Consider the following 21,901-nt stretch of genomic DNA (forward strand, 5'->3'; position numbering starts at 1 on the left):
GGCCGGCCGGGGCCTCCTCGTGTTCCCGCGCCCGGTGTCAGATCCGGATCGTCGTGGAACGCACGATCTCGAAGACCGGGTGCCGGTCGGCCTCCTCCGCGAACGCCTCGTCCGGGGCGTCCGGCGGCGCGTCGAAGTACGGCCCCACGACGGCGGCCCGCGGGTGGTTGACGTACTCCTTGAGCAGGGGGCCCGCCTCCTCGTGCCCGAGTTCGCGCACGCTCACCAGTTCGATCCAGCCGCCCTGGCGCAGGGTCGCGAACCCGTCCTTGCGGATGTTGCGCACCCAGTCGACCTCGCCGTACGGGGAGACCAGGAACCTGCCCCGGTCGCTGTCCAGCACGTCGAGCGGGACGGTCCGCAGGAAGCCCGACTTGCGCCCGCGCGTGGTGAGCAGGTGGGTCGCGGGCGTCCCCAGGCCGTACTTGACCAAGCCGCTGACGAAGGCGTTGGCGACCCGCCGTACCCGCGTCATCTCGAACCGCTTCGTCGGTTCGTTCACCATCTCGGCAACTCCCTCGATCGGATGCTCCCCATTGTGGTGGTTCCGGGCGGCCGACGACACCGGCAGAGGGCGGTGAACCCGCCTCCGGGCCGCTCCGCCCGTGCCGCGGGCCCCCTCCCCGCCCCGTCTCCCGGGGCGCCGTGCGGACCGGGGGCCCGGAGGGCCCGGGTCAGCGGAACGCGGAGATCCCGGTCACCGCCTGGCCGATGCTGAGCGCGTGGATCTCCTCGGTGCCCTCGTAGGTGGCGACCGTCTCCAGGTTCACCATGTGGCGCATCACCGGGTACTCCAGGGTGATGCCGTTCGCGCCGTGGACCCCGCGCGCGGTGCGCGCGACCCGCTGGGCCGCGGCCACGTTCGCGAACTTGCCGAAGCTCACGTGGTTGTGGTGGCAGTCCCCCCGGTCCTTGAGGCGGCCGATCCGCAGCGCCGTCATGCCCGCGTGGTTGACGTCCACGACCATGTCGGCGAGCTTGCGCTGGGTGAGCTGGAACCCGCCGATCGGCTGCCCGAACTGCTCGCGTGTCGCCGCGTACTCCAGGGCCGCCTCGTAGCAGGCGCGCGCGGCGCCGACGGCGCCCCACACGATGCCGTAGCGGGCCTCGTTCAGGCACGACAGGGGCGCCCCCAGGCCCTTCGACGCGGGCAGCACCGCGTCGGCGGGCAGGCGCACACCCTCCAGGACGAGTTCGGAGGTGATGGACGCGCGCAGCGACAGCTTCCTGTGGATGACGTTGGCGGAGAACCCGGGGGTGTCGGTGGGCACCACGAACCCGCGGACGCCCTCCCCGGTGGCCGCCCACACCACGGCCACGTCGGCGACGGACCCGTTGGTGATCCACATCTTGGTGCCGTCGAGCACCCAGTCCGTGCCGTCCCTGCGGGCGCGGGTGCGCATGGAGCCCGGGTCGGAGCCGGAGTCGGGCTCGGTCAGCCCGAAGCAGCCGACGACCTCGCCCGCCGCCATCCTCGGCAGCCACGCGCCCTTCTGCTCCTCGGAGCCGAACTTGTGGATGGCGGCCATGGCCAGCGAACCCTGCACGGACACGAAACTGCGCAGACCCGAGTCGACGGCCTCCAGTTCGCGGCAGGCCAGCCCGTAGGCCACGGCGCTGGAGCCGCCGCAGCCGTACCCCTCCAGGTGCATGCCCAGGAGCCCGAGGTCCCCGAAGGCCTTGGCGAGCCCGCGCGGGTCGGGCAGGGTGCCGGCGTCGAACCACTCGGCCACGTTCGGCAGCAGTTCCCGCGAGGCGAAGCCGCGCACGGCGTCGCGGACGTCCCGCTCGGTGTCGGACAGTTCGGCGTCGAGGGCCAGGAAGTCGTGCGGGTCCGGGGCGGCGGGCCTGCGGGAGTCGCTCATGGGTGGGTGTCCCTTCGTGGTGCGTCGGCCGGTGCGGCCTGGGGCGGGGTTGCGGGGGCGGTCCGGCGGTCGGCCGCCGGCGCGGGGCCGGGCTCCTGGACGGCCCCGCGCCCGATCATCGCGTCCACGCGCGCCGCGTCCACGCCGAGTTCGGCGAGGATCCGGCGGGAGTGCTGTCCCAGGAGCGGCGGGGCCGTGAGCGGCGGTGGGGCGCCCTCCAGCCGGAACCCCGCCCGGACCTGTTCGATCGGGCCCGCGGTGGGGTGCTCCACGGTGCGCAGGACGTCGTCGCCGGCGGCGTCGGCCGTGCGCAGCGCGTCCAGCACCCCGCGCACCCGCCCCACAGGGACCCCGGCCCCGACCAGCAGGTCCATCCAGTGGTCGGCCGGCTCGGCGCGCAGGACGGCCGACAGCTCCCCCACCAGTTCGTCGCGGTGGGCCACGCGTCCCGGGTTGGTGGCGTAGCGCGGGTCCTCGGCCAGGTCGGGGCGGTCCAGTGCCCGGCACAGCCGCTGGTACAGGGCGTCGTTGCCGGCGGCGACCACGATCTCGGCGTCGGAGGCCGGGAAGACCTGGTAGGGCACGATCGTGGTGTGGGCGTTGCCGACACGGGCCGGCTCCGCCCCCGTCACGAGCGCCTGCTGTGTGAGGTTGACCAGGCCGGACAGCGTGGAGTTGATCAGCGACGCGCTGACGTTCTCGCCGCGGCCGGTCGCGCGGGCCCTCGTCAGCGCCCCGAGGATGCCGACGGCGGCGTTGAGTCCGGTCAGCACGTCGGTGAGGGCGACCCCCACCTTGCTCGCCGGCCCCTCGGCCGGGCCCGTGGTCGCCATCAGGCCGCTCTCGGCCTGCACGACGATGTCGAACCCGGGGCGGGCGGCCGGCTCGTGCTCCGGGCCGAAGCCGCTCACGGAGCAGTAGACGACGGCGGGGTTGCGCGCGCTCACCGCCTCGTAGCCGAGCCCGAGCCGGTCGATCACGCCGGGACGGAAGTTCTGGACGACCACGTCGGAGGACGCGCACAGCTCCTGGACGGCGGCCAGGCCCTCGGGGTCCTTCAGGTCCACGGCCAGGCTGCGCTTGTTGCGGTTCACCGACAGGAAGTAGGCGGCCTCGCCGGGGCCCCCGCCCCCGTCGGCGGGGCCCGCCCAGGGCGGGCCCCACGCCCGGGTGTCGTCGCCGCGGCCGGGCTGCTCGACCTTGACCACCTCCGCGCCCATGTCGGCGAGGAGCATGGTGGCGTACGGGCCCGCCAGGACGCGGGAGAGGTCGGCGACGCGCACCCCCGCCAGGGGCAGCGGGACGGCCGGGCCGGCGGGGTCGGGCGCGGGGCCCGCGCCGGATCGGATGTCTGTCACGGGGATGTCACTCCTCGGCGTCGGCGCCGCCGGGCAGCTGGTCGCCCTCCCGCAGCTGGTGGTAGGACTCCAGGCAGCGGCGCAGGGCCGTGGTCAGCGCGGCGCCGGACTGGCCGGCGTACCGCGTCTGCACCCGGCTGACCAGCTCGGCGATGTCCTCGGTGACCGAGGCCCCCTCGACCAGGGCGCGGAAGAAGTCCTTGCCCAGGTCGGTGAGCAGGGTGGTGTCCGCGGCGACGATGCGGCCGTCCGCGGTGTCCACGGCGAGGACGACGCCGAGCCGCTGGTACTGGGAATGGCTGGCCACGGAGTCGGGAAGACGGGCGTAGCCGGAGATGAGGACAACCCTGGGGTTGCGGAGAACCTGCTGGATACGGTCGTCGCCGTGCAACGGACACACCTCTCGCTCGCGGGCATGCGAAAACTCCAACGCTCTGGAGTCTCGCGCCTGGAGGACGGCCGGGGGAAACCGGGCGCCCGCGGCGTGAGGGCAGGCACCCCAAGTATGTCCTGACCGGTTCGGCGGCTGTCAAGCGGGGCGCGGCCCGTCCGGCGGACCCGCGGGGGCCGGCCCGTTCCGTACGCCCCCTCGGCCCCGCGCCCTCCGGAGCGGCCGTGAGCCTCGCGCCCGGCCGCCCGTACGGATCGCTCCGCCGGTCCTCCCGGGCGGTCGGCCCTTGCGCGCCCCGGTCCCGCCGGTGTGCGGCCCGGGCCACAGGGGATCCCCTGGTCCCTCCCGGGGCGCGTGTGCTAGCCTGCCTCGCAGGTCACGAGTACCAGCGCTAAGCCCCGGCTTGCTGGTCGGCAACCCTCCTTCCGCGGTGGGGTGCCCCGGGTGAGGACCAGGTCCCGACACGACCGTGTCGGACAAGCGCGGACCCCTGTGGTGTAGCCGTGACGGCGCCCCCGCGGGTCCCACGACCCGCAGAAGAGGTGCCCCATGACCGTCGTCAGCCCCATCCACACCGCGCGCTCGTTCCGTTCCGCCGCCCCGTCCGCACACCCCTCGGGCGGCGCCGCCGAGTGCACGGTCGTCGCCTCGGACGAGGGCGTCCCCCTGGTCACCGGCGAGCGCGTGGAGTACGCGAACTTCGACTACGCCGCCAGCGCCCCCTGCCTGACCCCCGTCGCGGACGCCCTGGCCGACGCGCTGCCCTACTACGCGAGCGTGCACCGGGGCGCGGGCCACCACTCCCAGGTGAGCACCGACGCCTACGAGCGGGCCCGCCGCAGCGTCGCCCGCTTCCTCGGGGCCCGCTCGGAACCCGCCGACGCGGTGGTGTTCGTGCGGGGCACCACCGACGCCCTCAACCTCCTGGCCCGCTCCGTGCCGGAGGGCTGCACGGTCGTGGTGTTCGAGACCGAGCACCACGCAGCCCTCCTGCCCTGGGAGCACCCCGCCGCACGCGCCGGGAGAGTGGTCCGCCTGCCGCTGCCCGCCACCCCCGAGGCGGCCGTCGAGGCGGCCCGCACCGCGCTGCGGGAGTCCCCCGAGGGCCCCAGGCTCCTGTGCGTGACCGCCGCCTCCAACGTCACGGGCGAGATCTGGCCGGTCGGGGAACTGGTCGCGGCCGCGCACGCCGAGGGCGCCCGCGTGGTCGTGGACGCCGCCCAGTACGTGCCGCACCTGCCGTTCGGCCTGGAGGAGACCGGTGCCGACTACGTGGCGCTGTCCGCGCACAAGCTCTACGCGCCCTTCGGCTCCGGGGTGCTGGCCGGCCGCGCCGACTGGCTGCGCGAGGCCACCCCGTACCTGTCCGGGGGCGGCGCCACGCGCCTGGTCACCGAGCACGAGGTGGTGTGGAACGACCTCCCCGCGCGCCACGAGGCGGGCAGCCCCAACGTGCTCGGCGCCGTGGCCCTGGCCGCCGCCTGCGACACCCTCACCCCCGACGTACAGGGACTCCTGCACATCCGCGAGTCCGCTCTGCTGGAGCGGCTGCGCGCCGGGCTCGCCGACGTGGAGGGCGTCACCGAGCTGACCCTGTGGGGCGACGAGCACCCGAGGGTCGGCATCGTCTCGTTCACGGTGGACGGGCTGCCCGCCGACCTGCTGGCCGCGGCGCTCTCCGCCGAGCACGGCATCGGGGTGCGGGACGGGCTCTTCTGCGCCCACCCGCTCACCCGGCACCTGCTGCCCGAGGGCCACGCCCAGGCGGTCCGGGCGAGCCTGGGGATCGGGACGACCCCGGAGCACGTGGACCGGCTCGTCGGCGCGATCGCCGACCTGGTCGCCCACGGGCCGGCCTGGGAGTACGCCGACTGCGACGGCCGACTGGCCCCGGTCCCGGACCCGCGCAACGTGCTCTGACGCAGGAGCGGAGCCCGGAAGGAGGCGCCCCGGCGGCCGGCAGGCCGCCGGGGCGCGCCCGTGCCCGGCACCGCGGGCCCCGCAGGCGGGCCCGGCGCCGCGATGGTGGTGCTGGCTGTAGCTCCCGTCGGCCAGCGCGCAGCATGGTGCGCCTGTACCGGGCTCCGTAGTGTCGTCAGGGACGTGGACGGCCCCTCCCGAGCCACGTCCTCCCCGACGCCGACCTGCGAGGACTCGCCATGCCCGCCCCTTTCCGCACCCCCACGCGCACAGCTCCGGGCGGCCGGCCCCCCGCACCGGGCGCCGTGGGCGGCCCCGCCGGGGCCGCGGTCGCCCTCACGGCGGTCCACCGCTCCTACACCGACGGCGACGGCCGCGTGTCCGCCCTGGACGGGGTCACCCTCAGGGTCCCCCGGGGGACCTTCCTCGCCGTCATGGGGCCCTCCGGCTCCGGCAAGAGCACCTTGCTCAACTGCGCCTCCGGCCTGGACCGCGTCACCTCCGGCACGGTCGAGATCGGCGGGAGGGACATCAGCGGGCTCCGGGAACCGGACCTCACCGTCTTCCGCCGCGACCACGTGGGGTTCGTCTTCCAGTCCTACAACCTGGTCCCCACCCTCACGGCGGAGGACAACATCACCCTTCCGCTGCGCCTGGCCGGGGTGCGGCCGGACGCCGCGTGGATCGACGAGCTCGTCCGCAGGGTGGGTGTGGCGGACCGGCTGGGACACCGGCCCTCGGAGCTGTCCGGCGGCCAGCAGCAGCGGGTCGCCATCGTGCGCGCGCTCGCCGCCCGGCCCGACATCGTCTTCGCGGACGAGCCCACCGGCGCCCTCGACGGCGCCACCGCCGACCGGACGCTGTCCCTGCTCAGGGGGATCGTGGACGACCTCGGCCAGACCGTCGTCATGGTCACCCACGACCCCGCCGCCGCGGCCCGGGCCCACGACACCGCCGTGATGGCCTCGGGGCGCGTCGTGGACCTCCTCCACGCGCCCGCCGCCGCGGACCTCGCCGGACGCCTCGCCTGCCTGGGGGCGGACCGATGACCGGGACGCCCGACGTACGTCCCGCCCCCGGCCGCGGGGGCCACGGGTCCCTGGCGCTGAAGCTGGCCCGGGGCCGCGCCGCGTCCCTGGCCGCGGTCGCCGTCGCGGCCCTCGGCGGGTCCGCGCTCATCACGGTCGGCGGGGTCGTCGCCGACACCGGTGTCCGCTCCGTCCTCCCGGCCGGGCGGCTCGCGGGCGCCGACGTCGTGGTCACGGCCCCCCAGAGCGTGGAGGTGCCCGAGGACCTCGACATCGCCCTTCCCGAACGGGCGCCCGTCCCCGGGACCGTGGTGGACGCGCTGGCCGAGCTGCCCGAGGTCGGCCTGGCCGTCGGCGACGTGGGTTTCCAGGCCGCGGTCCTGGGTGAGGACGGGCCCGTGGCGGGCGCCGATCCGCGCACCGCCGGGCACGGGTGGTCCTCGGCCTCCCTGGCGGGAGGGGGCGTCCTGACCGGCGAGCCGCCGAGCGCCCCCGGCGAGGTGGTCCTGGACCGCGCCTCGGCGGGGGCGTCGGGCGCGGAGGTCGGCGGGGAGGTCCGCCTCGTGGCAGGAGGCCGGACGGCCGCGTATCGGCTGACCGGCGTCCTGGACACCCCGGCGCCCTTGATCCTTGTGGACGACTCCACCGCGGCGGACCTGGCCGGACGCTCAGAAGGCCCCCGCGAGGGCACCGTCGACCTGGTCGGCCTGCACGCCGCGGAGGGCGTCACCGACGCCGAACTCCGTTCCGCGGTGGAGGCGAGCGCCGTGTTCGGCGAACACGGCCTCGTCGCCCTCGGCGGCGACCGGCGTGGCGACGCGGAGTCGCCGGGGGCGTCGGCCGCACGGTCGGAGCTGGTCGCGATCGCCGCCTCGCTCAGCGGTACCGTCCTGATCGTCGTCGGTTTCACGGTCGCCGGCGCCCTCTCGGTGTCCGTCGCGGCCCAGCGCCGGGACCTCGCCCTCCTGCGGGCGGTCGGCGCCACGCCGCGCCAGATCCGCCGCCTCGTCGCCTTCCCCAACCTGATCGCCACCGCCCTGGCCCTGCCCTTCGGGATCGCCGCGGGCTACCTGCTGGGGGACGGTGCGCTCCGGGGCCTCGCCGCACTGGGGATGACGCCCACGGGCCTGCCCGCCGTCCTCGGGCCCGTGCCCGGTCCGGCCGCCGCGGTCCTGACCCTCCTCGCGGTGTGGGCGGCCTGTGCGGGAGCGGTCCGCCGCACCGCGGGGGCCGCCCCCGTCGACGCCCTCGCCGAGTCCGTCGCCGAACCGCGTGCCCCGGGCCGCGCGCGCACCTGGGCGGGGACCGCCCTGCTGGTGCTCTCGGTGGCCGCGTCGGTGCCCGCGCTGGTCCTGGACGCCACGGAGGCGGTGGCCGGCGCGGCCGTGGCGTCACTGGTGGCGGCGGTCGGCCTGGCCCTGGCAGGACCGGCCCTGGTCCGCCGGGTGAGCGGGATCGCCGTCCGTCTGCTGCCCGCCCGGGTCTCCCCGCTGACCTGGCTCGCCGTGCAGAACCTGCACGGGCACTCCGTCCGGGTGGCCGGCGCGGCGAGCGCCCTGGCCATGACGGTGGCCTTCACCCTGGGGCAGACCTACGCGCAGACCTCGCTCTCGGCCGCGGGCGGCGCCCAGCGCGCGGCCGGGGAGAAGGCCGACCTGGTGGTGACCGCACCCGGCCTGGGCGGGGTTCCCGCAGGCCTCGCGGAGGAGGTCCGCCGGTCGCCCGCGGTGGAGGAGGCCGTCGCGGTCACGCCGACCGCGGTGGTGGGCGCCGGCGGCTTCGCCCTGCCGGGGGAGGAGCCCGGGACGACGCACATGGAGGCGGCCGCCCAGGTCGTCGGCCCGGGGGCGCAGCGGGTCCTGGACCTGGACGTGGTCGAGGGGGACCTGGGGAGGCTGTCCGGGAGGACGGTCGCGGTGAGCGCCTCGGCGGCGCGCCACTTCGGCACCGGTCTGGGGGAGACGTTCGCGTTCCGGACCGGCGACGGCGCGCGGGTCGACGCGGAGGTCGTCGCCGTGTACCGCAGGGACCTGGGATACGGGTCGGTCACCCTTCCGTCGGACCTGGCGCGGGGCCACGTCACCGGCGACGTCGACGCGCGGCTCCTGGTCCTGGCGGCTCCGGGGCAGGAGGACGAGGCGCGCCGTGTACTGGAGGCGGCGGCCGAGGGCTACCCCGGGGCGGAGGTCGCGGAGGCGGGCGCCGCGGAGGAGGGCGCGCGGGGGCCGGACGCCGGCGCCGTCCTCAACCTGGTCGTCCTGCTGGCGCTGGTCGGCTACATGGTGCTGTCGGTCGCCAACCGGCTCGCCGCCCAGACCCTGCAGCGGCAGGGCGAGGTGGACGCCCTGCGGGCGATCGGGACGACGCCGGGGCAGACCAGGTCGGTACTGCGCAGGGAGGCCGCGATGATCGCCCTCGGCGCCAACGCCGCCGGGCTCCTGGCCGTGCTGTTCCCGCTCCTCTGCGTGGGCGTGGGCCTGCTCGGGAGGCCCTTCCCCGCAGGTCCGTTCTGGCCGGTGCCCGTGGCGGTCCTGGGCGTGTCGGCCGTGGCCTGGCTGTGCGTGGCGGTGCCCGCCAGAAGGCTGACCACCTCCCCGACGCGCCGTTGAGCCGAGGCGGGCGGACGGGCGGAGAAGGGGGCGCGGCGGCGCCGGAAGAGCCGTCGCGCCCCCGGCGTCCGGGGCCTCCGGCGGCGCCCGTCAGGGCTTCCGGCACGGATGTTCCGGAACCTTGCGTCGCACGAGGCAACAAACAGTACAACAGGGCATATTTCACTCCAGGGTGTGCCGGGGATCACTTTCCCAACCTGTAGCATCGGGCCCTGACGGCATGGCGCGACGCCGACGGGCCCGACCGGTCCGCTCCTCGGCGCGTCCTGCCTCCCACGAGCGAACCGGCTGGGGGAGCGTGACCGTGACGGACGTCCGAGGACCCGAGGCAGGCCCGCTCGCGGCCGTGTCCAGGCAGCGGCCACCCGCGCAGGTCCCCGGACGGCGGTCGCGCGTGGTCAGCCTCGACCCGCGCGGGGCCGAGCCCCCCGCCTCCCGCCAGGGCGAGGCCACCCGCCTGCACCAGGCCTTCCTCGGCAGGGTCATCGACTACCTGCGCGTCGACGCCGGCGTCCGCCAGTTCGTCGACTGGGGGTGCCCGGTGCCCGGCACGGCCGAGCGCGTGCACGCCGGCGACCCCGGGGCCACCGTCGTCCACCTGGTCCCGCACGGGGCGGCCGGCATGCTCCCCACCGCGGGTGCGGCCGTGCTCTCCGGGGACGGCTCCGGACCCGACGGACTCCTGCGCCGCCTGGGCGCCTCCGGGCTCGTCGACTTCGACGAGCCCGTCGCCGTCCTGATGACCCGCCCCTTCACCGCCGACGACCCGCCCGGCGGCGTCGCGGGCCTCCACGCCCTCATGCGCGGCGGCGGCTACCTCGCCCTCGCGTCCCCCGCGCCCCGGGCCGTGGTCGAACGCGCCTTCGGCCCCTTCCGCCCTGTTGAACCCGGGGTGGCCGACCTGCGATGGTGGCCCTATCCGGACGAGGACGTCTCCGACAGGGGGACCGGGACCCTGGCGGGGCTCGGCCGCGCGCCGGGGAGCGGAAGGGGGGACCGCCGATGGCGGTGAACTGGACGGGCGAGGTCCTGGCACAGCTCCAGTTCTACTGGGAGTACTCGCTGTGGCCGCGGCTGGAGGGGCTGACCGACGCCGAGTACCACTGGCTCCCGGCGCCCGGGGCCTGGACCGTGCGGGAGGGCGAGGACGGGCGGTACCGGCCGGACTCCGCGGTCCCCGAGCCCGAGCCCCCGCCCGTGACCACCATCGCCTGGCGGCTCGGACACCTCGTCGTGGACGTCCTGGAGACCCGCGTCAACTGGCACTTCGGCGACCGCACCTACACCCGGGAGAGCGTCAACTGGCCCGGCGACGCGGCCGAGGCCAAGCAGCGTCTGCGCCACGCCTACGAGACCTGGTCCGAGAACATCCAGGGCCTCGACGAGGACGGCCTCGCCGCGCAGGTGGGCGGCACCGAGGCGCGGCAGTGGGAGGACTTCCCGATGGTCGCCCTCGTGCTGCACGTCAACCGGGAGATCATCCACCACGGGGCGGAGATCGCACTGCTGCGCGACCTCTACCGCGCCGGGCCCGCCCGGGGCTGAGCCGGGGCGGGCGCCTCCCGGCTGCCCGTCGACGGGTCAGAGCACCTGCAGCGGGTCCACCCGTACCTGGGCGAGGTGCTCGTCCCCGCGGGCGCTGCGCGCCGACGCCGCGGCCTTCAGCGAGCGGGCCAGCGCGCCCACCCCCTCGCGGGGCACCCGGAGCAGCGCGCGCTCCGTGGGCGGTGCGCCCTCGGCGACGGGGCCGCGCTCCGAGGCCACCGGCACGGGCCCGAGCACCTCGGCGCCCTCGGGCAGCTCCACCTGGGTGAGCAGTTCGCGCACGTCGTCCACGGCGCCGGTGATCGACGCCATCGTCACGGCGGGGGGGAACCCCAGCTCCCTGCGCTCGGCCAGTTCCCGTGCGGCGAATCCGCCCGGGTCCCAGCGCACCAGGGCCTGCACCACCGGCAGCGACGCCTCCGCGGACACCACCACGGTGCCGCCCGGACGCACCAGCGCTGCGGCGTTGAACCAGCGGCGCAGCGTCTCCTCCGAAGCGCGCAGGTCGGCCCTGTTCAGCAGGGCCCAGCCGTCCAGGAGCACCGCCGCCGCGTACCCGCCGCCCCTGACCACCGGTTCGGCCCCGGGGGTGGCCACCACCAGGGACGGCTTGTCCGGGACCTCCGGCAGCACCTCGTCGCGCCCGGACGTGCGCACGGTGAGGGAGGGAAAGGCCCGGCCCAGCTCCTCGGCGGTGCGGCGGGCCCCCACCACCACCGCGCGCATCCGGGAGGCCCCGCAGTCGGGACACGTCCACTGCCCGGCCACCCGTCCGCACCAGCCGCAGGAGGGCAGGGCGTTCGCCTCGCGGATCGCGAGCGGCCCGCGGCAGCCGTCGCAGCGCGCGGGTTCGCGGCAGCCCGCGCAGGCCAGGGTGTTGAGGTAGCCCCGGCGCGGAACCTGGAACAGCACCGGCCCGGTCCTGGCCGCGTCCCGCGCCGACTTGAGGGCCAGGCTCGGCATGCGGGCGGTGCGGGCGGCCTCGTCCCGGGCGAGTTCGCGGTCGTCCCCCGCGGGCTTGACGAGCGGGGCCCGGCTGCGCAGCGTCGCGCGGTCCGCGACCAGCGGGTGCGCCCAGCCGGACTCGACCAGGAGCTGGGCGTCCGTGGTGCGGGTGTGCCCGCCGAACAGCGCCCCCGACCCCGTCCGGTGCGCCCGCATGGCCAGCACGGTGCGGGCGTGCGGATAGGGGGTGTGCGGGTCGGCGTGGACGTCGTCGCCGTCGTCCCAGAGCACGACCAGCCCGAGGTCGCGGACGGGGGCGAAGATCGCGGTGCGGGTCCCCACGACCACCCGGACCCCTCCGCGCAGGACCGACAGCCAGCGCCGGTAGCGCGGGGTCGGGCCGAGGTCGGCGGGCAGGGCGACGTGCCGCCCCCCGCCCAGGCGCCGCGCCATCGCGGCGTCCACCGCCTCGACGTCGCGGCTGTTGGGGAGCACCACCACCGTGCCGCGCCCCGCGGCGAGGGCGGCCCCGGCGGCCACCGCGATCGCGTCCGGCCAGTCGTTCCCGGGGAGGGCGTTCCACACCGCGCGCGCCGCGCGCCCCTCGCGCAGGGCCGCGACGAAGGCGGGCCCCTCGGGGTAGTCCGCCCAGGGACCGCAGTCGGCCCCCGGGGCCTCGGCGGAGGGTTCCGCGCCCCCGGGCTCCGGCGCCCCGGCCCCGGGCTCGGCTGCCCCGGTCCCGCCCGGGGGCTCGGCGGAGGGTTCCGCGGGGCCTGCCTCCCCGTCCTCCGCGTCCCCCGCCGGGGCGTCCGTGTCAGGGACGGCCTCGCGCTCGACCCGCGCCCGGCGCGGCGGGACGGCCAGCCTGACCACGTCGTGCAGGTTGCCCGCGTACCGTCCGGCCACGGCCCGGGCCAGTTCCAGGATCTCCGGCGTGAGGACCGGCTCCGGGGAGACCACCTCGGACAGGTAGGCGAGCCGGCCGTCGAACTCCGAGCGCTCCACCCGCTCCGCGATGAACCCGCCGAGCAGCCGGTGGCGGAAGGCGACCTTCACCCTGCAGCCGGGAACGGCGGCCTCGTCCAGGTCGGCGGGGACCCGGTAGTCGAAGAGCCGGTCCAGGTGGGGCAGGGGGGTGTCCACGATGACGCGCGCGACGGACAGCCGCCCGGCGGGTTTCCTCGGTGCCGGACGGGACGCCTCCTCGGCCCTGGCCCTGGCCGCGGCTCTGGGGTCCACCAGCTCCGACACGTCGAAGAGGGCGTCGCCGGGTGGATCGGACTGCGCTGTCATCACCACTGGTCTACCAGAACGGTCCGACACCGCCGCTCCTCTGCGGCGGGAGCCCCCTCCGTGACTGGTAGAACAGTGTCCCGTACGCGCAGCGGAGGGGGATCCGAACATGAAGCTCGTCTTTGCCGGAACACCGGAGGTGGCAGTGCCCTCGCTCCGGGCGCTGATCGGCTCCGGGCACGAGGTCGCGGCCGTGGTCACCCGGCCCGACGCCCGCTCCGGCCGGGGCCGCCGGATCTCCGCGAGCCCGGTGGGCGAGGTGGCCGAGGCCGAGGGCATCGAGGTCCTCAAACCCGCCAGGGCCGGTGACCCCGAGTTCCTCGCTCGCCTGGAGGAGATCGCCCCCGACTGCTGCCCCGTGGTCGCCTACGGCGCGCTGCTGCCGCAGCCGGCCCTGGACATCCCCCGCCACGGCTGGGTCAACCTGCACTTCTCCCTGCTGCCCGCCTGGCGCGGCGCCGCCCCCGTCCAGCACGCGGTGCTGCACGGCGACGACATCACCGGGGCGTCCACCTTCCGGATCGTCAAGGAGCTCGACGCCGGGCCCGTCTACGGGACCCTGACCGAGGCCGTGCGCCCCACCGACACCAGCGGGGAGCTCCTCGGACGGCTGTCCGTCTCCGGGGCCGAACTCCTGAAGCGCACCGTCGACGGCATCGCGTCCGGGCAGCTCGAACCGGTCGAGCAGCCCGCCGACGGGCTGTCCTACGCCGCCAAGCTCACCCCCTCGGACGCCGAACTCGACTTCACGCTCCCGGCGCTGCGCGTCGACAGGGTGGCCCGCGCCTGCACCCCCGCCCCCGGCGCCTGGACGACCTTCCGCGGGACCCGCCTCAAGCTCGGCCCCGTCACCCCCGTGACCGACGCGGACACCCCCGACCTCGCCCCCGGTCGGATCCACGCCGGCAAGAAGCACGTCCTGGTCGGCACCAGCACCCACCCCGTCGCCCTCGGCGAGGTGCAGCCGCAGGGCAAGCGGTCCATGGCCGCCGTGGACTGGGCGCGTGGCGTGCGTCCCACCGAAGATGACCGCCTGGGCGCGTGAGCTGCCGTAGTCTCGACCTGGCGGACCGAACGGACGTCCGCCAGGCCCCGTCCCCGGTTTGTTGAGGCAGCACAGTTGAGCGAGCAGTCCCGATCCCCGTACCGCCGTCCCCGCAGGGGCTCGAAGCCCGTACAGGGCGGTGGACAGGGCGCGTCGGGGCCGCCCGCGCCCCGTGACCCCGCCCGCCGGGTCGCCTACGACGTGCTGTGCGCCGTCGAGCAGCGCGACGCCTACGCCAACCTCCTCCTGCCCGCGCTGCTCACCGAGCGCGGCATCAGCGGGCGCGACGCGGCCCTGGCCACGGAGCTGACCTACGGCACGCTGCGGCTCCAGGGCACCTACGACGCGATCCTGGAGGCGTGCGTGGACCGCACGCTCGCCTCCGTGGACGCCGACGCGCTGCCCGTCCTGCGGTTGGGGGCCCACCAGCTGCTGTCCACGAAGATCCCGCCGCACGCCGCCGTCAGCGCCACCGTGGACCTGGCTCGTCGTGTGGTGGGCCACCACCGGGGCCGTTTCGTCAACGCCGTCCTGCGCAAGGTGTCGGCCCGCGACCTGGACGCGTGGACCGCCGTGGTCGCCCCCGACCGGGACCGCGACCCCAGCGGGTACCTGGCGGTCGTACGGAGCCACCCGCGCTGGGTGGTCAAGGAGCTCGCCCGCGCACTGGGGGAGCACTCCTCCACCGGCCTGGTCCGCACCGAGCGCCTGCTGGCCGCCCACAACGAGCGGCCCCGGGTGACGCTCGTGGCCAAGCCCGGCCGCTCGACCGTCGAGGACCTGGTGGCCGCGGGCGCGGAGGAGGGGCGCTACTCGCCCTTCGCCGCCTACCTGCCCCAGGGGGACCCGGCGGGGATCCGCGAGGTCCGCCAGAACCGGGCCGCCGTGCAGGACGAGGCCAGCCAGCTGGTCGCCCTCGCCCTGAGCCGGGTCGACGCGCACGGCGACGACGCCCTGTGGCTGGACATGTGCGCGGGCCCCGGCGGCAAGGCCGGCCTGCTGGCCTCCCTCGCCGGGCAGCGCGGGGCCCGCCTCCTGGCGTCCGAGGTCCAGCCGGCCCGCGCGGGGCTGGTCGCCACGGCGGTGCGCCGAGCCCCCCGCGACGCCGGGCGCGTGATCGCGGCCGACGGCACCAGGCCCGCCTGGCGCCCGGGCGTGTTCGACCGGGTGCTGGTGGACGCGCCGTGCACGGGCCTGGGCGCGCTGAGGCGCCGCCCGGAGTCGCGCTGGCGCCGCACCGAGACCTCCGCGGCCGACCTGGCGCCCCTCCAGCACGGCCTCCTGGCCCGTGCAGCGGACGCCGTGCGCCCCGGCGGCGTGGTGGCGTACGTGACGTGCTCCCCGCACCTGGACGAGACCGACGGCATCGTCCGGCGGATCCTCGCGGAGCGGGACGACCTGGCGCTGCTGCGCGCGGCCGACTACCTGGACGAGGTGCCGGACCTGGCCGCGGGCCCGGACGGGAACTACGTCCAGTTCTGGCCGCACGTCCACGGCACGGACGCGATGTTCCTGGCCCTGTTCCGCAAGGCCGACCGGGACTGACCCGAGCCTGCCGCACCCGTCGCACGCACCCGGGACCCGTGCCCCACGAGGGCCGCCCCGGCCCGCCGACGGGCGCGGGCGGCCGCCTCAGGGCAGCAGGGCCGCGCCGTGCCGGGGAGCCGCGGCCACGGGGCCGCGGGGCCCGGACGGACGTCGCGCGGGATCCACCGGTGCTTCATTCGAGGACGAGAGCGCACGGGCTGTCCTCCCACCTCAAGGGCGGGAAGAGGAATCGTGAAGACCGGGTGTCGCGAAATACGACACCTCCGGACGGTTCAGTGACCACGACGCCGCGCGGGTCAGCGCGCCGGTCTCTCCGGCGCCGCGGCCGGGGACCCGGAGGGTGCGGCGGGAGCCGCCGGCGCGGGGACGGGCGGCGGCGGGGGCATGCTGGCCCTGAGCCGCAGGGTGAGCCGTTCGCCCAGGTCACGGTCGAAACGCCCCCCGTGCCCGACCCCCGCCCGGTCGGCCAGGTCGGTCGCGTACAGCCGGACGGAGGCCTCGACCAGCGCGGCGTAGGCCTCCGCCGCCGCCCTGGTCCGCACCCACGCGATCGCGGCCAGCACCGCGGAGGCGAGCGCGGCGGGATACCACCACACGGCCATCGGCAGGTACAGCAGCGCCCACGCGGCCAGGCCCGTGGAGCGCGACAGCGCGTCCCGCGCCTCGGCGACCTCCGTCCGGGCCTCCTCGGGCAGGACCAGCCACAGGTGCGGCCACAGCACGGCGAGGTCGGCGTCGTGGTCGCGGTCCAGGCGCGTCCGCGCCGCCCCGATACGGTCCCCGGCCCAGGTGGGGCGCTCGGGCCTCTCGGGGGAGAGCCGCGCCATGCGGTCGTAGGCGGCGGCGAAGGCGGCCTCCGCGCCCTGCCCGCCGCCCGAGCCGTCCCCGGCCGCACGGACCCGCTCCACCTCGCCGCGCAGGACGTCCCACCTGCGTCGGCGCGACTCCACCCACCGGCGGGTCCAGCCCCGCAGCGGGGGCGGCCACCGGTGCCAGTCGGCGGCCGTCCACAGGCGCTCGACGATGCGCCCGGTCCCCCGGGCGAGCAGCCCCGCGGCGGAGCTCCCGGCCAGGATCGCGGCGAACACCAGGGCCTGTCCGCCGAAGGTGTCCACCCGCGGGTCCTCGGCCAGGCGCGTGATCTCCGAGACCAGGTGGCCCACGTCCCAGGCCCGGTCCCAGCCGAGCGCGTAGGCGGCGGTGGCGACCGCCAGGTACAGGGCTCCGGGCAGGGCGAGCGCGGTCACCCACCGCTCTGCGAGCCTGGTGCCCAGCTCCGACAGGAAGGCGCCCACGGCCTACGCCCTCCTGGGGGAGCGGAGCGGGACGCCGGCTACCAGGCAGGTCGGGGGGTCCTCCGCCGGGTTCGGCTCCCAGGTCCGGTCGCACAGGCCCCGCGGGCAGCGGTACACGGCGGACGCGGGCCTGGGCAGGCCGAGGCCCGAGGGCGCCGGGTCGCGGGCGCCCACGCGGTGGGCGGCGTTGGAGTAGCCGTACAGCCCCGCCCCGTCGCCGAGGGCGACCAGGGCGCCGTGCAGCTCGTCCAGGGCGGCCGGCGCCCCGCGCCCCTCGGCCGCGGCCCTGAGCACGGCGTCCACGAGGGAGGGGCCTCCCTCCACCGCGGCGAGGCGGCCGCGGATCTCGGCTGCGTGCTCGCAGACGCTTCCCAGACGGGTCTCGGCGCCGTCGCCCATGGGGGTACCTCCGGTCGCTGGGGGGCCGACTGCGGTGAGCGTACCCCCGCGGGGCCCGGTGACGCCGGGCTTTCGCAGCTTCCCTCCCGGGCGTCCGCCACCGGCCGTGGCGAGACTGGGGATCTACGTCGTAAAGCCACGAGGGGTGGGGTCCGGCTCCCACGTGAGGAGAGGAAACGGGAGAGGGGCCCGGCCCGCCGGGAGCCGCGTCCGCCCAGCTCGTCCTCCCTCTCCGGGGCGAAGCCGGCGGCCCGTCTGGCTACACTGCTGGCGTGGCAATCCAGATCTCACCCAGCATCCTGAGCGCCGACTTCGCGCATCTCGCAGACGAGGCCGCCGCGGTCTCCCCGTCCGCCGACTGGCTCCACGTGGACGTGATGGACGGGCACTTCGTCCCCAACCTCACGCTCGGCCTGCCGGTGGTCGAGTCGCTGCTCAAGGCGACCGACACCCCGCTGGACTGCCACCTGATGATCGAGGAGCCCGACCGGTGGGCCCCGGCCTACGCGGAGGCGGGCGCCGGCAGCGTCACGATCCACGCCAGGGCCGCCGCCGCCCCCGTGCGCACCCTGCGCGAGATCCGCCGCCTCGGCGCGCGGGCGGGCCTGGCCCTCAACCCGGCCGAGGCCGTCGAGCCCTACGCCGACATCGTCGGTGAGATGGACATGCTCCTGCTCATGACGGTCGAGCCCGGCTTCGGCGGCCAGAGCTTCCTCGACGTGGTCCTGCCCAAGATCCGCAGGGCCCGCGAGATCCTCGACACGCGGGAGGCCTCCGTCTGGCTCCAGGTCGACGGCGGTGTCAGCGCCGAGACCATCGAGCGCGCGGCCGAGGCCGGGGCCGACGTCTTCGTGGCGGGATCGGCCGTCTACGGAGCCCAGGACCCCGCCCAGGCCGTCGACCGCCTGCGCGCCCTCGCCGCCGGGGCGGCCGGGGCGGCCGGGGCCGAGTGAGCCGGACCGGGCCCCGGTCCCACCCGGCCCAGGGGCCGCGCACAACGATCCCGGCCCGGCCCCGTGCACGCCTGGCCACGCGGGGCCGCGGCCCCTATGCTTCCGGTCCGTAGTCGTCAGTCGAAGAAGTCGAGGATTCCGCTTGGTCGCGGCTCCGTCTTCCCCTCCGCGTACGCGCGCCCGGGGGAGCGGCGCGGCGTGAGCGCGTTGCCAGGCGCCGACACGTGGAGTGCGCGTTGAACGCTCGGACGGCCGGTCACCTGGCCATGGACGTGCTGTGGGAGCCCGAGTCCACCGCCATCGGGTGGCTCCAGGGGCTGGGGGACTGGCTCGCCCATCCGCTGGTGGCGGTCACCCAGCTCGGCTCGCAGTTCGTCCTGATCCCCCTCACCGCCCTCGTCTTCTGGTGCGTGAACCCCGGCTTCGGGGCGCGGCTCTTCGTCGCCCTGGCCGCGTCCGGGGTGCTCAACTACCTGGGCAAGGCCGTGTTCCACGGGGCGCGCCCCTACTGGTACAGCGCCCACGTCACCGCGTACGCGAGCGGATCGAGCTTCGGCATCCCCTCCGGGCACGCCCAGGCCTCCACCGTCTTCTGGGGGTACCTGGGGTTCAGGTCGGGGCGCCGCACCCGGCTCTGGGCGGCCCTCGCGCTCATCGCCGCGATCTGCGTGTCCCGGATCTACCTGGGCGTGCACTTCTTCAGCGACGTCCTGGCGGGGCTGCTGGTGGGCGGCGCCGTCCTGTGGGCGGCCCTGCGCTGGGAGGACCGGCTCGTGGCCTGGTGGCTGGGCCTGGACACGGTCCGCTGGGTCGGCTGCGCCCTGGCCGTCTCCGTCGTGCCCTGTCTGGCGGCGGCGCTGTGGCAGGCGCTGGCCATGGGGGACTGGTCGGTCCCGGCGGACTGGATCGGCTCCACGCCCACCGATCCGGCCGGGCACACCCTCGCCGGTCTGTTCACCGTGGCCGGCGGTCTGCTCGGCGCGCTCGTCGGCTTCACGCTGCTCGCCCGACGCGGCTGGTACAGCGCGGAGGGGAGCCTGTCCGCCAGGGCCGCCCGCTTCGTCCTCGGCCTCTCGGGGATCGTGGTGGTCCAGGTGGTGGTCCACCTCCTGGCCGGAGGCCTCACGGGCCTCGCGGAGGCGGTCGTGATGTTCGCCGCCTACGCCGGGATCGCCCTCTGGGCGGCCTTCGGCGCGCCCGAGATGTTCATCCGCAGCGGTCTGGCCCACCGTCCCGGGGAGGGCGGCGGCACCCCGCTCGCGGGCGGTCACGGGGGCCTTCCCGGCGACGGCCACGCCCGTGACGACGGGAAATGATTCCGGTCACACCAACTATGCGGCCGTGCTACCGACGCGTTAAGATCCGAACCGTTGAGACAACAGTCAAACGCGTGCTCCGGGGTCGGTGTAATTCCGAACCGGCGGTGACAGTCCGCGACCCGGCCGAATCCATCGGCCGGTTGAACCGGTGAGATTCCGGTACCGACGGTGAAAGTCCGGATGGGAGGCAGCGCGTGTTGGGCCGGTCTGTCCCCCGTGGCTCCCCGTGACCCGCGGCGTCCAGCCCCGGCCTTGTCGTGGACCCGTTCCACACCCTTGCCCCGGAGCCTGTCAGGCGAAGGGAATGCACAGGCGTGTTCACCGGAATCGTGGAAGAACTCGGCAAGGTCGTCTCCATCGAGCCAGCGGGCACCACGGGCGAGTCCCTGCTGCTGACGCTGCGCGGTCCCCTGGTCAGCTCCGACGCGGGGCACGGCGACTCCATCTCCGTCAACGGCGTGTGCCTGACCGTCGTCGGCCGGGGTGAGGACACCTTCACCGCCGACGTGATGAAGGAGTCGCTGGACCGCTCCTCCCTGGGCGGCCTCTCGGTCGGCTCCGAGGTCAACCTCGAACGCGCCGCCCGCGTGGACGGCCGCCTCGGCGGGCACATCGTCCAGGGCCACGTCGACGGCACCTCCCGCCTGCTCTCCCGGAATCCCGGTGACAACTGGGACGTTCTACGGTTCAGCCTGCCCGCGGAGCTCTCCCCGTACGTGGTCGAGAAGGGGTCGATCACGGTCGACGGGACCAGCCTCACCGTCTCCGCGGTCAGCGCGCCCGGTGCGGACGAGGAGTTCTTCGAGGTCAGCCTGATCCCCGAGACCCTGAGGGCCACCACTCTGGGGGGCCTCCCCGCCGGCGCCACCGTGAACATCGAGGTGGACGTCGTCGCCAAGTACGTCGAGCGCATCGCCTCCGTGGCCGCGAGCCGGCCACGGGCCTGACCGCCGGCGCGCGGCGCCACGGGACGGACCCGCACGCGCGGGCCGTCACCACCACACCACCCACACGCACGATCCACCTCAGGGAGCGGTAATGACCGTCACCGACGCCACCCCGTCCACCTCCGACACCGGGAAGGCCGTGGTCCTCGACCGTATCGAGGACGCCATCGCCGAGTTCGCCGCGGGGCGGGCCATCGTGGTGGTGGACGACGAGGACCGCGAGAACGAGGGCGACATCATCTTCGCCGCCGAACTCGCGACGCCCGAACTGCTGGCGTTCATGATCCGCCACACCTCCGGCGTGGTGTGCGTGCCCCTGGAGGGGGAGGACCTCGACCGCCTGGACCTGCCGCTGATGACCGCGCGCAACGAGGAGAGCCTGCGCACGGCGTACACGGTCACCGTCGACGCGCGCGAGGGCGTGAGCACCGGCATCTCCGCGGCAGACCGCGCCCGTACCGTGCGCCTGCTGGCCTCCGCGGGGAGCCGGCCCGTCGACTTCGTGCGTCCCGGCCACATCCTTCCGCTGCGCGCCCGTCCGGGCGGCGTCCTCGCCAGACGCGGGCACACCGAGGCGTCGGTGGACTTCGCCCGCCTGGCCGGCCTGCGCCCCGCCGGGGTGCTCGCCGAGGTGGTCAACGACGACGGCACGATGGCCCGCCTGCCCCGGCTGCGCGAGTTCGCCGACGAGCACGGCCTCAAGCTGGTGTCGGTGGAGCAGCTGGCGGCCCACCGTGCGGCCCTCGGCGAGACCCTCACCGAGGAGGAGGCGCACCCGCCCCTGGTCACACGCATGGTCGAGACCCGTATGCCCAACCGGCACGGCGAGTGGCGCGCGATCGGCTTCAAGGGGACCGCCGACGGCGCCGAGCACGTCGCGCTGGTCCTCGGCGACCTGGCGGACGGGGCCGGTGTCCTGGCCCGCCTGCACTCGGAGTGCCTCACCGGGGACGCGTTCGGCTCGCACCGCTGCGACTGCGGGGCCCAGCTGGACGCGGCCATGGCCGACATCGCCGCGGAGGGCCGCGGGGTGGTCGTCTACCTGGGCGGCCACGAGGGCCGCGGGATCGGGCTGCTGCACAAGCTGCGCGCCTACAGCCTCCAGGACCGCGGCGCGGACACGGTCGACGCCAACCTGAGCCTGGGCATGCCCGCCGACGCACGCGAGTTCGGGGCCGGGGCCCGGATCCTCGCCGACCTGGGCGTGTCCTCGGTGCGGCTGCTGTCGAACAACCCCGACAAGGCGGAGAGCCTGGAGCGCCACGGCATCCGGGTCGAGGAGCGCGTCGGCATGCCGTCCTTCGTCACGGAGGACAACATCGACTACCTGCGCACCAAGCGGGACCGCATGGGCCACGACCTGGCGGGCGTGACCGACTGAGGCCCCGGCCGGGGCCGTCCCGGCGAGAACAAGCCCTGCCCCTCCCCGATCCGGCGCACG

At 75.9% G+C, this 21,901-nt stretch carries 18 protein-coding genes and 2 riboswitches; of the genes, 11 read left to right on the plus strand and 7 right to left on the minus strand.

The features are described 5' to 3' along the window. Positions 1-37 precede the first annotated feature (37 nt). From ABZ234_RS09820 to ABZ234_RS09835, 4 genes are all read right to left on the minus strand, one after another. A complete protein-coding gene (locus ABZ234_RS09820; RefSeq protein WP_267945866.1) occupies positions 38-505 on the minus strand; it encodes a nitroreductase/quinone reductase family protein in 468 nt (155 codons plus the stop codon). A 169-nt stretch (positions 506-674) separates the two neighbouring features. Next, positions 675-1,865 carry an acyl-CoA dehydrogenase family protein gene (locus ABZ234_RS09825; protein ID WP_344176316.1) on the minus strand — a complete coding sequence of 397 codons (1,191 nt, stop codon included), beginning with the start codon at positions 1,863-1,865 and terminating at the stop codon, positions 675-677. After that, positions 1,862-3,214, minus strand: a complete 1,353-nt coding sequence (locus tag ABZ234_RS09830) for a CoA transferase (protein WP_344176371.1) — start codon at positions 3,212-3,214, stop codon at positions 1,862-1,864. The genes ABZ234_RS09825 and ABZ234_RS09830 overlap by 4 nt, the downstream gene beginning before the upstream one ends. A 16-nt stretch (positions 3,215-3,230) precedes the next feature. Continuing rightward, positions 3,231-3,614, minus strand: a complete 384-nt coding sequence (locus ABZ234_RS09835) for a DUF3870 domain-containing protein (protein WP_355011719.1) — start codon at positions 3,612-3,614, stop codon at positions 3,231-3,233. Between the two features lie 374 nt (positions 3,615-3,988). Next, a riboswitch (SAM riboswitch) is annotated at positions 3,989-4,103 on the plus strand. A gap of 60 nt (positions 4,104-4,163) precedes the next feature. Between ABZ234_RS09835 and ABZ234_RS09840 the strand changes: the two genes are divergently transcribed. The 5 genes from ABZ234_RS09840 (at position 4,164) to ABZ234_RS09860 (ending at position 10,716) form a co-directional block, all read left to right on the plus strand. Next, positions 4,164-5,534, plus strand: a complete 1,371-nt coding sequence (locus ABZ234_RS09840; RefSeq protein WP_355011720.1) for an aminotransferase class V-fold PLP-dependent enzyme — start codon at positions 4,164-4,166, stop codon at positions 5,532-5,534. Between the two features lie 239 nt (positions 5,535-5,773). Beyond that, the gene (locus ABZ234_RS09845) at positions 5,774-6,583 is read left to right on the plus strand and encodes an ABC transporter ATP-binding protein (protein WP_355011721.1); all 810 of its coding nucleotides are present in this window, start codon (positions 5,774-5,776) and stop codon (positions 6,581-6,583) included. Then, the gene (locus ABZ234_RS09850) at positions 6,580-9,171 is read left to right on the plus strand and encodes an ABC transporter permease (protein ID WP_355011722.1); all 2,592 of its coding nucleotides are present in this window, start codon (positions 6,580-6,582) and stop codon (positions 9,169-9,171) included. The genes ABZ234_RS09845 and ABZ234_RS09850 overlap by 4 nt, the downstream gene beginning before the upstream one ends. 304 nt (positions 9,172-9,475) lie before the next feature. Next, positions 9,476-10,183, plus strand: a complete 708-nt coding sequence (locus tag ABZ234_RS09855; RefSeq protein ID WP_267945860.1) for an SAM-dependent methyltransferase — start codon at positions 9,476-9,478, stop codon at positions 10,181-10,183. Continuing rightward, complete coding sequence (locus tag ABZ234_RS09860) at positions 10,174-10,716, plus strand: DinB family protein (protein WP_344176325.1); 543 nt, start codon at positions 10,174-10,176, stop codon at positions 10,714-10,716. Before ABZ234_RS09855 ends, ABZ234_RS09860 begins: the two co-directional genes overlap by 10 nt. 36 nt (positions 10,717-10,752) lie before the next feature. Here the strand turns inward: ABZ234_RS09860 and ABZ234_RS09865 are convergent, their stop codons facing one another. Beyond that, the gene (locus ABZ234_RS09865; RefSeq protein ID WP_355011723.1) at positions 10,753-12,954 is read right to left on the minus strand and encodes a primosomal protein N'; all 2,202 of its coding nucleotides are present in this window, start codon (positions 12,952-12,954) and stop codon (positions 10,753-10,755) included. Between the two features lie 109 nt (positions 12,955-13,063). On the opposite strand from ABZ234_RS09865, the gene fmt reads away from it, so the two are divergent. Together fmt and ABZ234_RS09875 are read left to right on the plus strand one after the other, a co-directional pair. Beyond that, the gene (gene fmt, locus ABZ234_RS09870; RefSeq protein ID WP_355011724.1) at positions 13,064-13,999 is read left to right on the plus strand and encodes a methionyl-tRNA formyltransferase; all 936 of its coding nucleotides are present in this window, start codon (positions 13,064-13,066) and stop codon (positions 13,997-13,999) included. A gap of 75 nt (positions 14,000-14,074) precedes the next feature. Then, positions 14,075-15,544 (plus strand): transcription antitermination factor NusB, encoded by a 1,470-nt coding sequence (locus ABZ234_RS09875; protein ID WP_355011725.1) that lies wholly within the window; start codon positions 14,075-14,077, stop codon positions 15,542-15,544. Between the two features lie 299 nt (positions 15,545-15,843). Here ABZ234_RS09875 and ABZ234_RS09880 read toward each other — a convergent pair whose 3' ends face one another. Both ABZ234_RS09880 and ABZ234_RS09885 read right to left on the minus strand, forming a co-directional pair. Further along, a complete protein-coding gene (locus tag ABZ234_RS09880; RefSeq protein WP_355011726.1) occupies positions 15,844-16,842 on the minus strand; it encodes a hypothetical protein in 999 nt (332 codons plus the stop codon). A 3-nt stretch (positions 16,843-16,845) separates the two neighbouring features. Next, complete coding sequence (locus ABZ234_RS09885; RefSeq protein WP_355011727.1) at positions 16,846-17,241, minus strand: hypothetical protein; 396 nt, start codon at positions 17,239-17,241, stop codon at positions 16,846-16,848. Between the two features lie 272 nt (positions 17,242-17,513). Between ABZ234_RS09885 and rpe the strand changes: the two genes are divergently transcribed. The 4 genes from rpe to ABZ234_RS09905 all read left to right on the plus strand — a co-directional run bounded on the left by rpe (position 17,514) and on the right by ABZ234_RS09905 (position 21,841). Next, entirely contained in the window at positions 17,514-18,194 is a 681-nt protein-coding gene (gene rpe, locus ABZ234_RS09890) for a ribulose-phosphate 3-epimerase (RefSeq protein ID WP_355011728.1), read from the plus strand. Between the two features lie 236 nt (positions 18,195-18,430). Continuing rightward, the gene (locus ABZ234_RS09895) at positions 18,431-19,510 is read left to right on the plus strand and encodes a phosphatase PAP2 family protein (protein WP_355011729.1); all 1,080 of its coding nucleotides are present in this window, start codon (positions 18,431-18,433) and stop codon (positions 19,508-19,510) included. Positions 19,511-19,580: 70 nt separating this feature from the next. After that, a riboswitch (FMN riboswitch) is annotated at positions 19,581-19,709 on the plus strand. A gap of 118 nt (positions 19,710-19,827) precedes the next feature. Further along, the gene (locus tag ABZ234_RS09900) at positions 19,828-20,460 is read left to right on the plus strand and encodes a riboflavin synthase (RefSeq protein WP_267945851.1); all 633 of its coding nucleotides are present in this window, start codon (positions 19,828-19,830) and stop codon (positions 20,458-20,460) included. A gap of 91 nt (positions 20,461-20,551) precedes the next feature. Continuing rightward, positions 20,552-21,841 carry a bifunctional 3,4-dihydroxy-2-butanone-4-phosphate synthase/GTP cyclohydrolase II gene (locus ABZ234_RS09905; protein ID WP_330162412.1) on the plus strand — a complete coding sequence of 430 codons (1,290 nt, stop codon included), beginning with the start codon at positions 20,552-20,554 and terminating at the stop codon, positions 21,839-21,841. Positions 21,842-21,901: the final 60 nt, after the last annotated feature.

This window comes from Nocardiopsis sp. NPDC006198, assembly GCF_040613895.1.
Taxonomy (GTDB): domain Bacteria; phylum Actinomycetota; class Actinomycetes; order Streptosporangiales; family Streptosporangiaceae; genus Nocardiopsis; species Nocardiopsis tropica.

What these genes read in the sequence shown, in the direction of transcription:
- ABZ234_RS09825 (WP_344176316.1), bottom strand. Translation starts at nt 1,865, where the DNA reads ATGAGCGACTCCCGCAGGCCCGCCGCCCCGGACCCGCACGACTTCCTG.
- ABZ234_RS09860 (WP_344176325.1), top strand. Translation starts at nt 10,174, where the DNA reads ATGGCGGTGAACTGGACGGGCGAGGTCCTGGCACAGCTCCAGTTCTAC.
- ABZ234_RS09820 (WP_267945866.1), bottom strand. Translation starts at nt 505, where the DNA reads ATGGTGAACGAACCGACGAAGCGGTTCGAGATGACGCGGGTACGGCGG.
- ABZ234_RS09845 (WP_355011721.1), top strand. Translation starts at nt 5,774, where the DNA reads ATGCCCGCCCCTTTCCGCACCCCCACGCGCACAGCTCCGGGCGGCCGG.
- ABZ234_RS09840 (WP_355011720.1), top strand. Translation starts at nt 4,164, where the DNA reads ATGACCGTCGTCAGCCCCATCCACACCGCGCGCTCGTTCCGTTCCGCC.
- ABZ234_RS09865 (WP_355011723.1), bottom strand. Translation starts at nt 12,954, where the DNA reads ATGACAGCGCAGTCCGATCCACCCGGCGACGCCCTCTTCGACGTGTCG.
- ABZ234_RS09850 (WP_355011722.1), top strand. Translation starts at nt 6,580, where the DNA reads ATGACCGGGACGCCCGACGTACGTCCCGCCCCCGGCCGCGGGGGCCAC.
- ABZ234_RS09905 (WP_330162412.1), top strand. Translation starts at nt 20,552, where the DNA reads ATGACCGTCACCGACGCCACCCCGTCCACCTCCGACACCGGGAAGGCC.
- ABZ234_RS09885 (WP_355011727.1), bottom strand. Translation starts at nt 17,241, where the DNA reads ATGGGCGACGGCGCCGAGACCCGTCTGGGAAGCGTCTGCGAGCACGCA.
- fmt (WP_355011724.1), top strand. Translation starts at nt 13,064, where the DNA reads ATGAAGCTCGTCTTTGCCGGAACACCGGAGGTGGCAGTGCCCTCGCTC.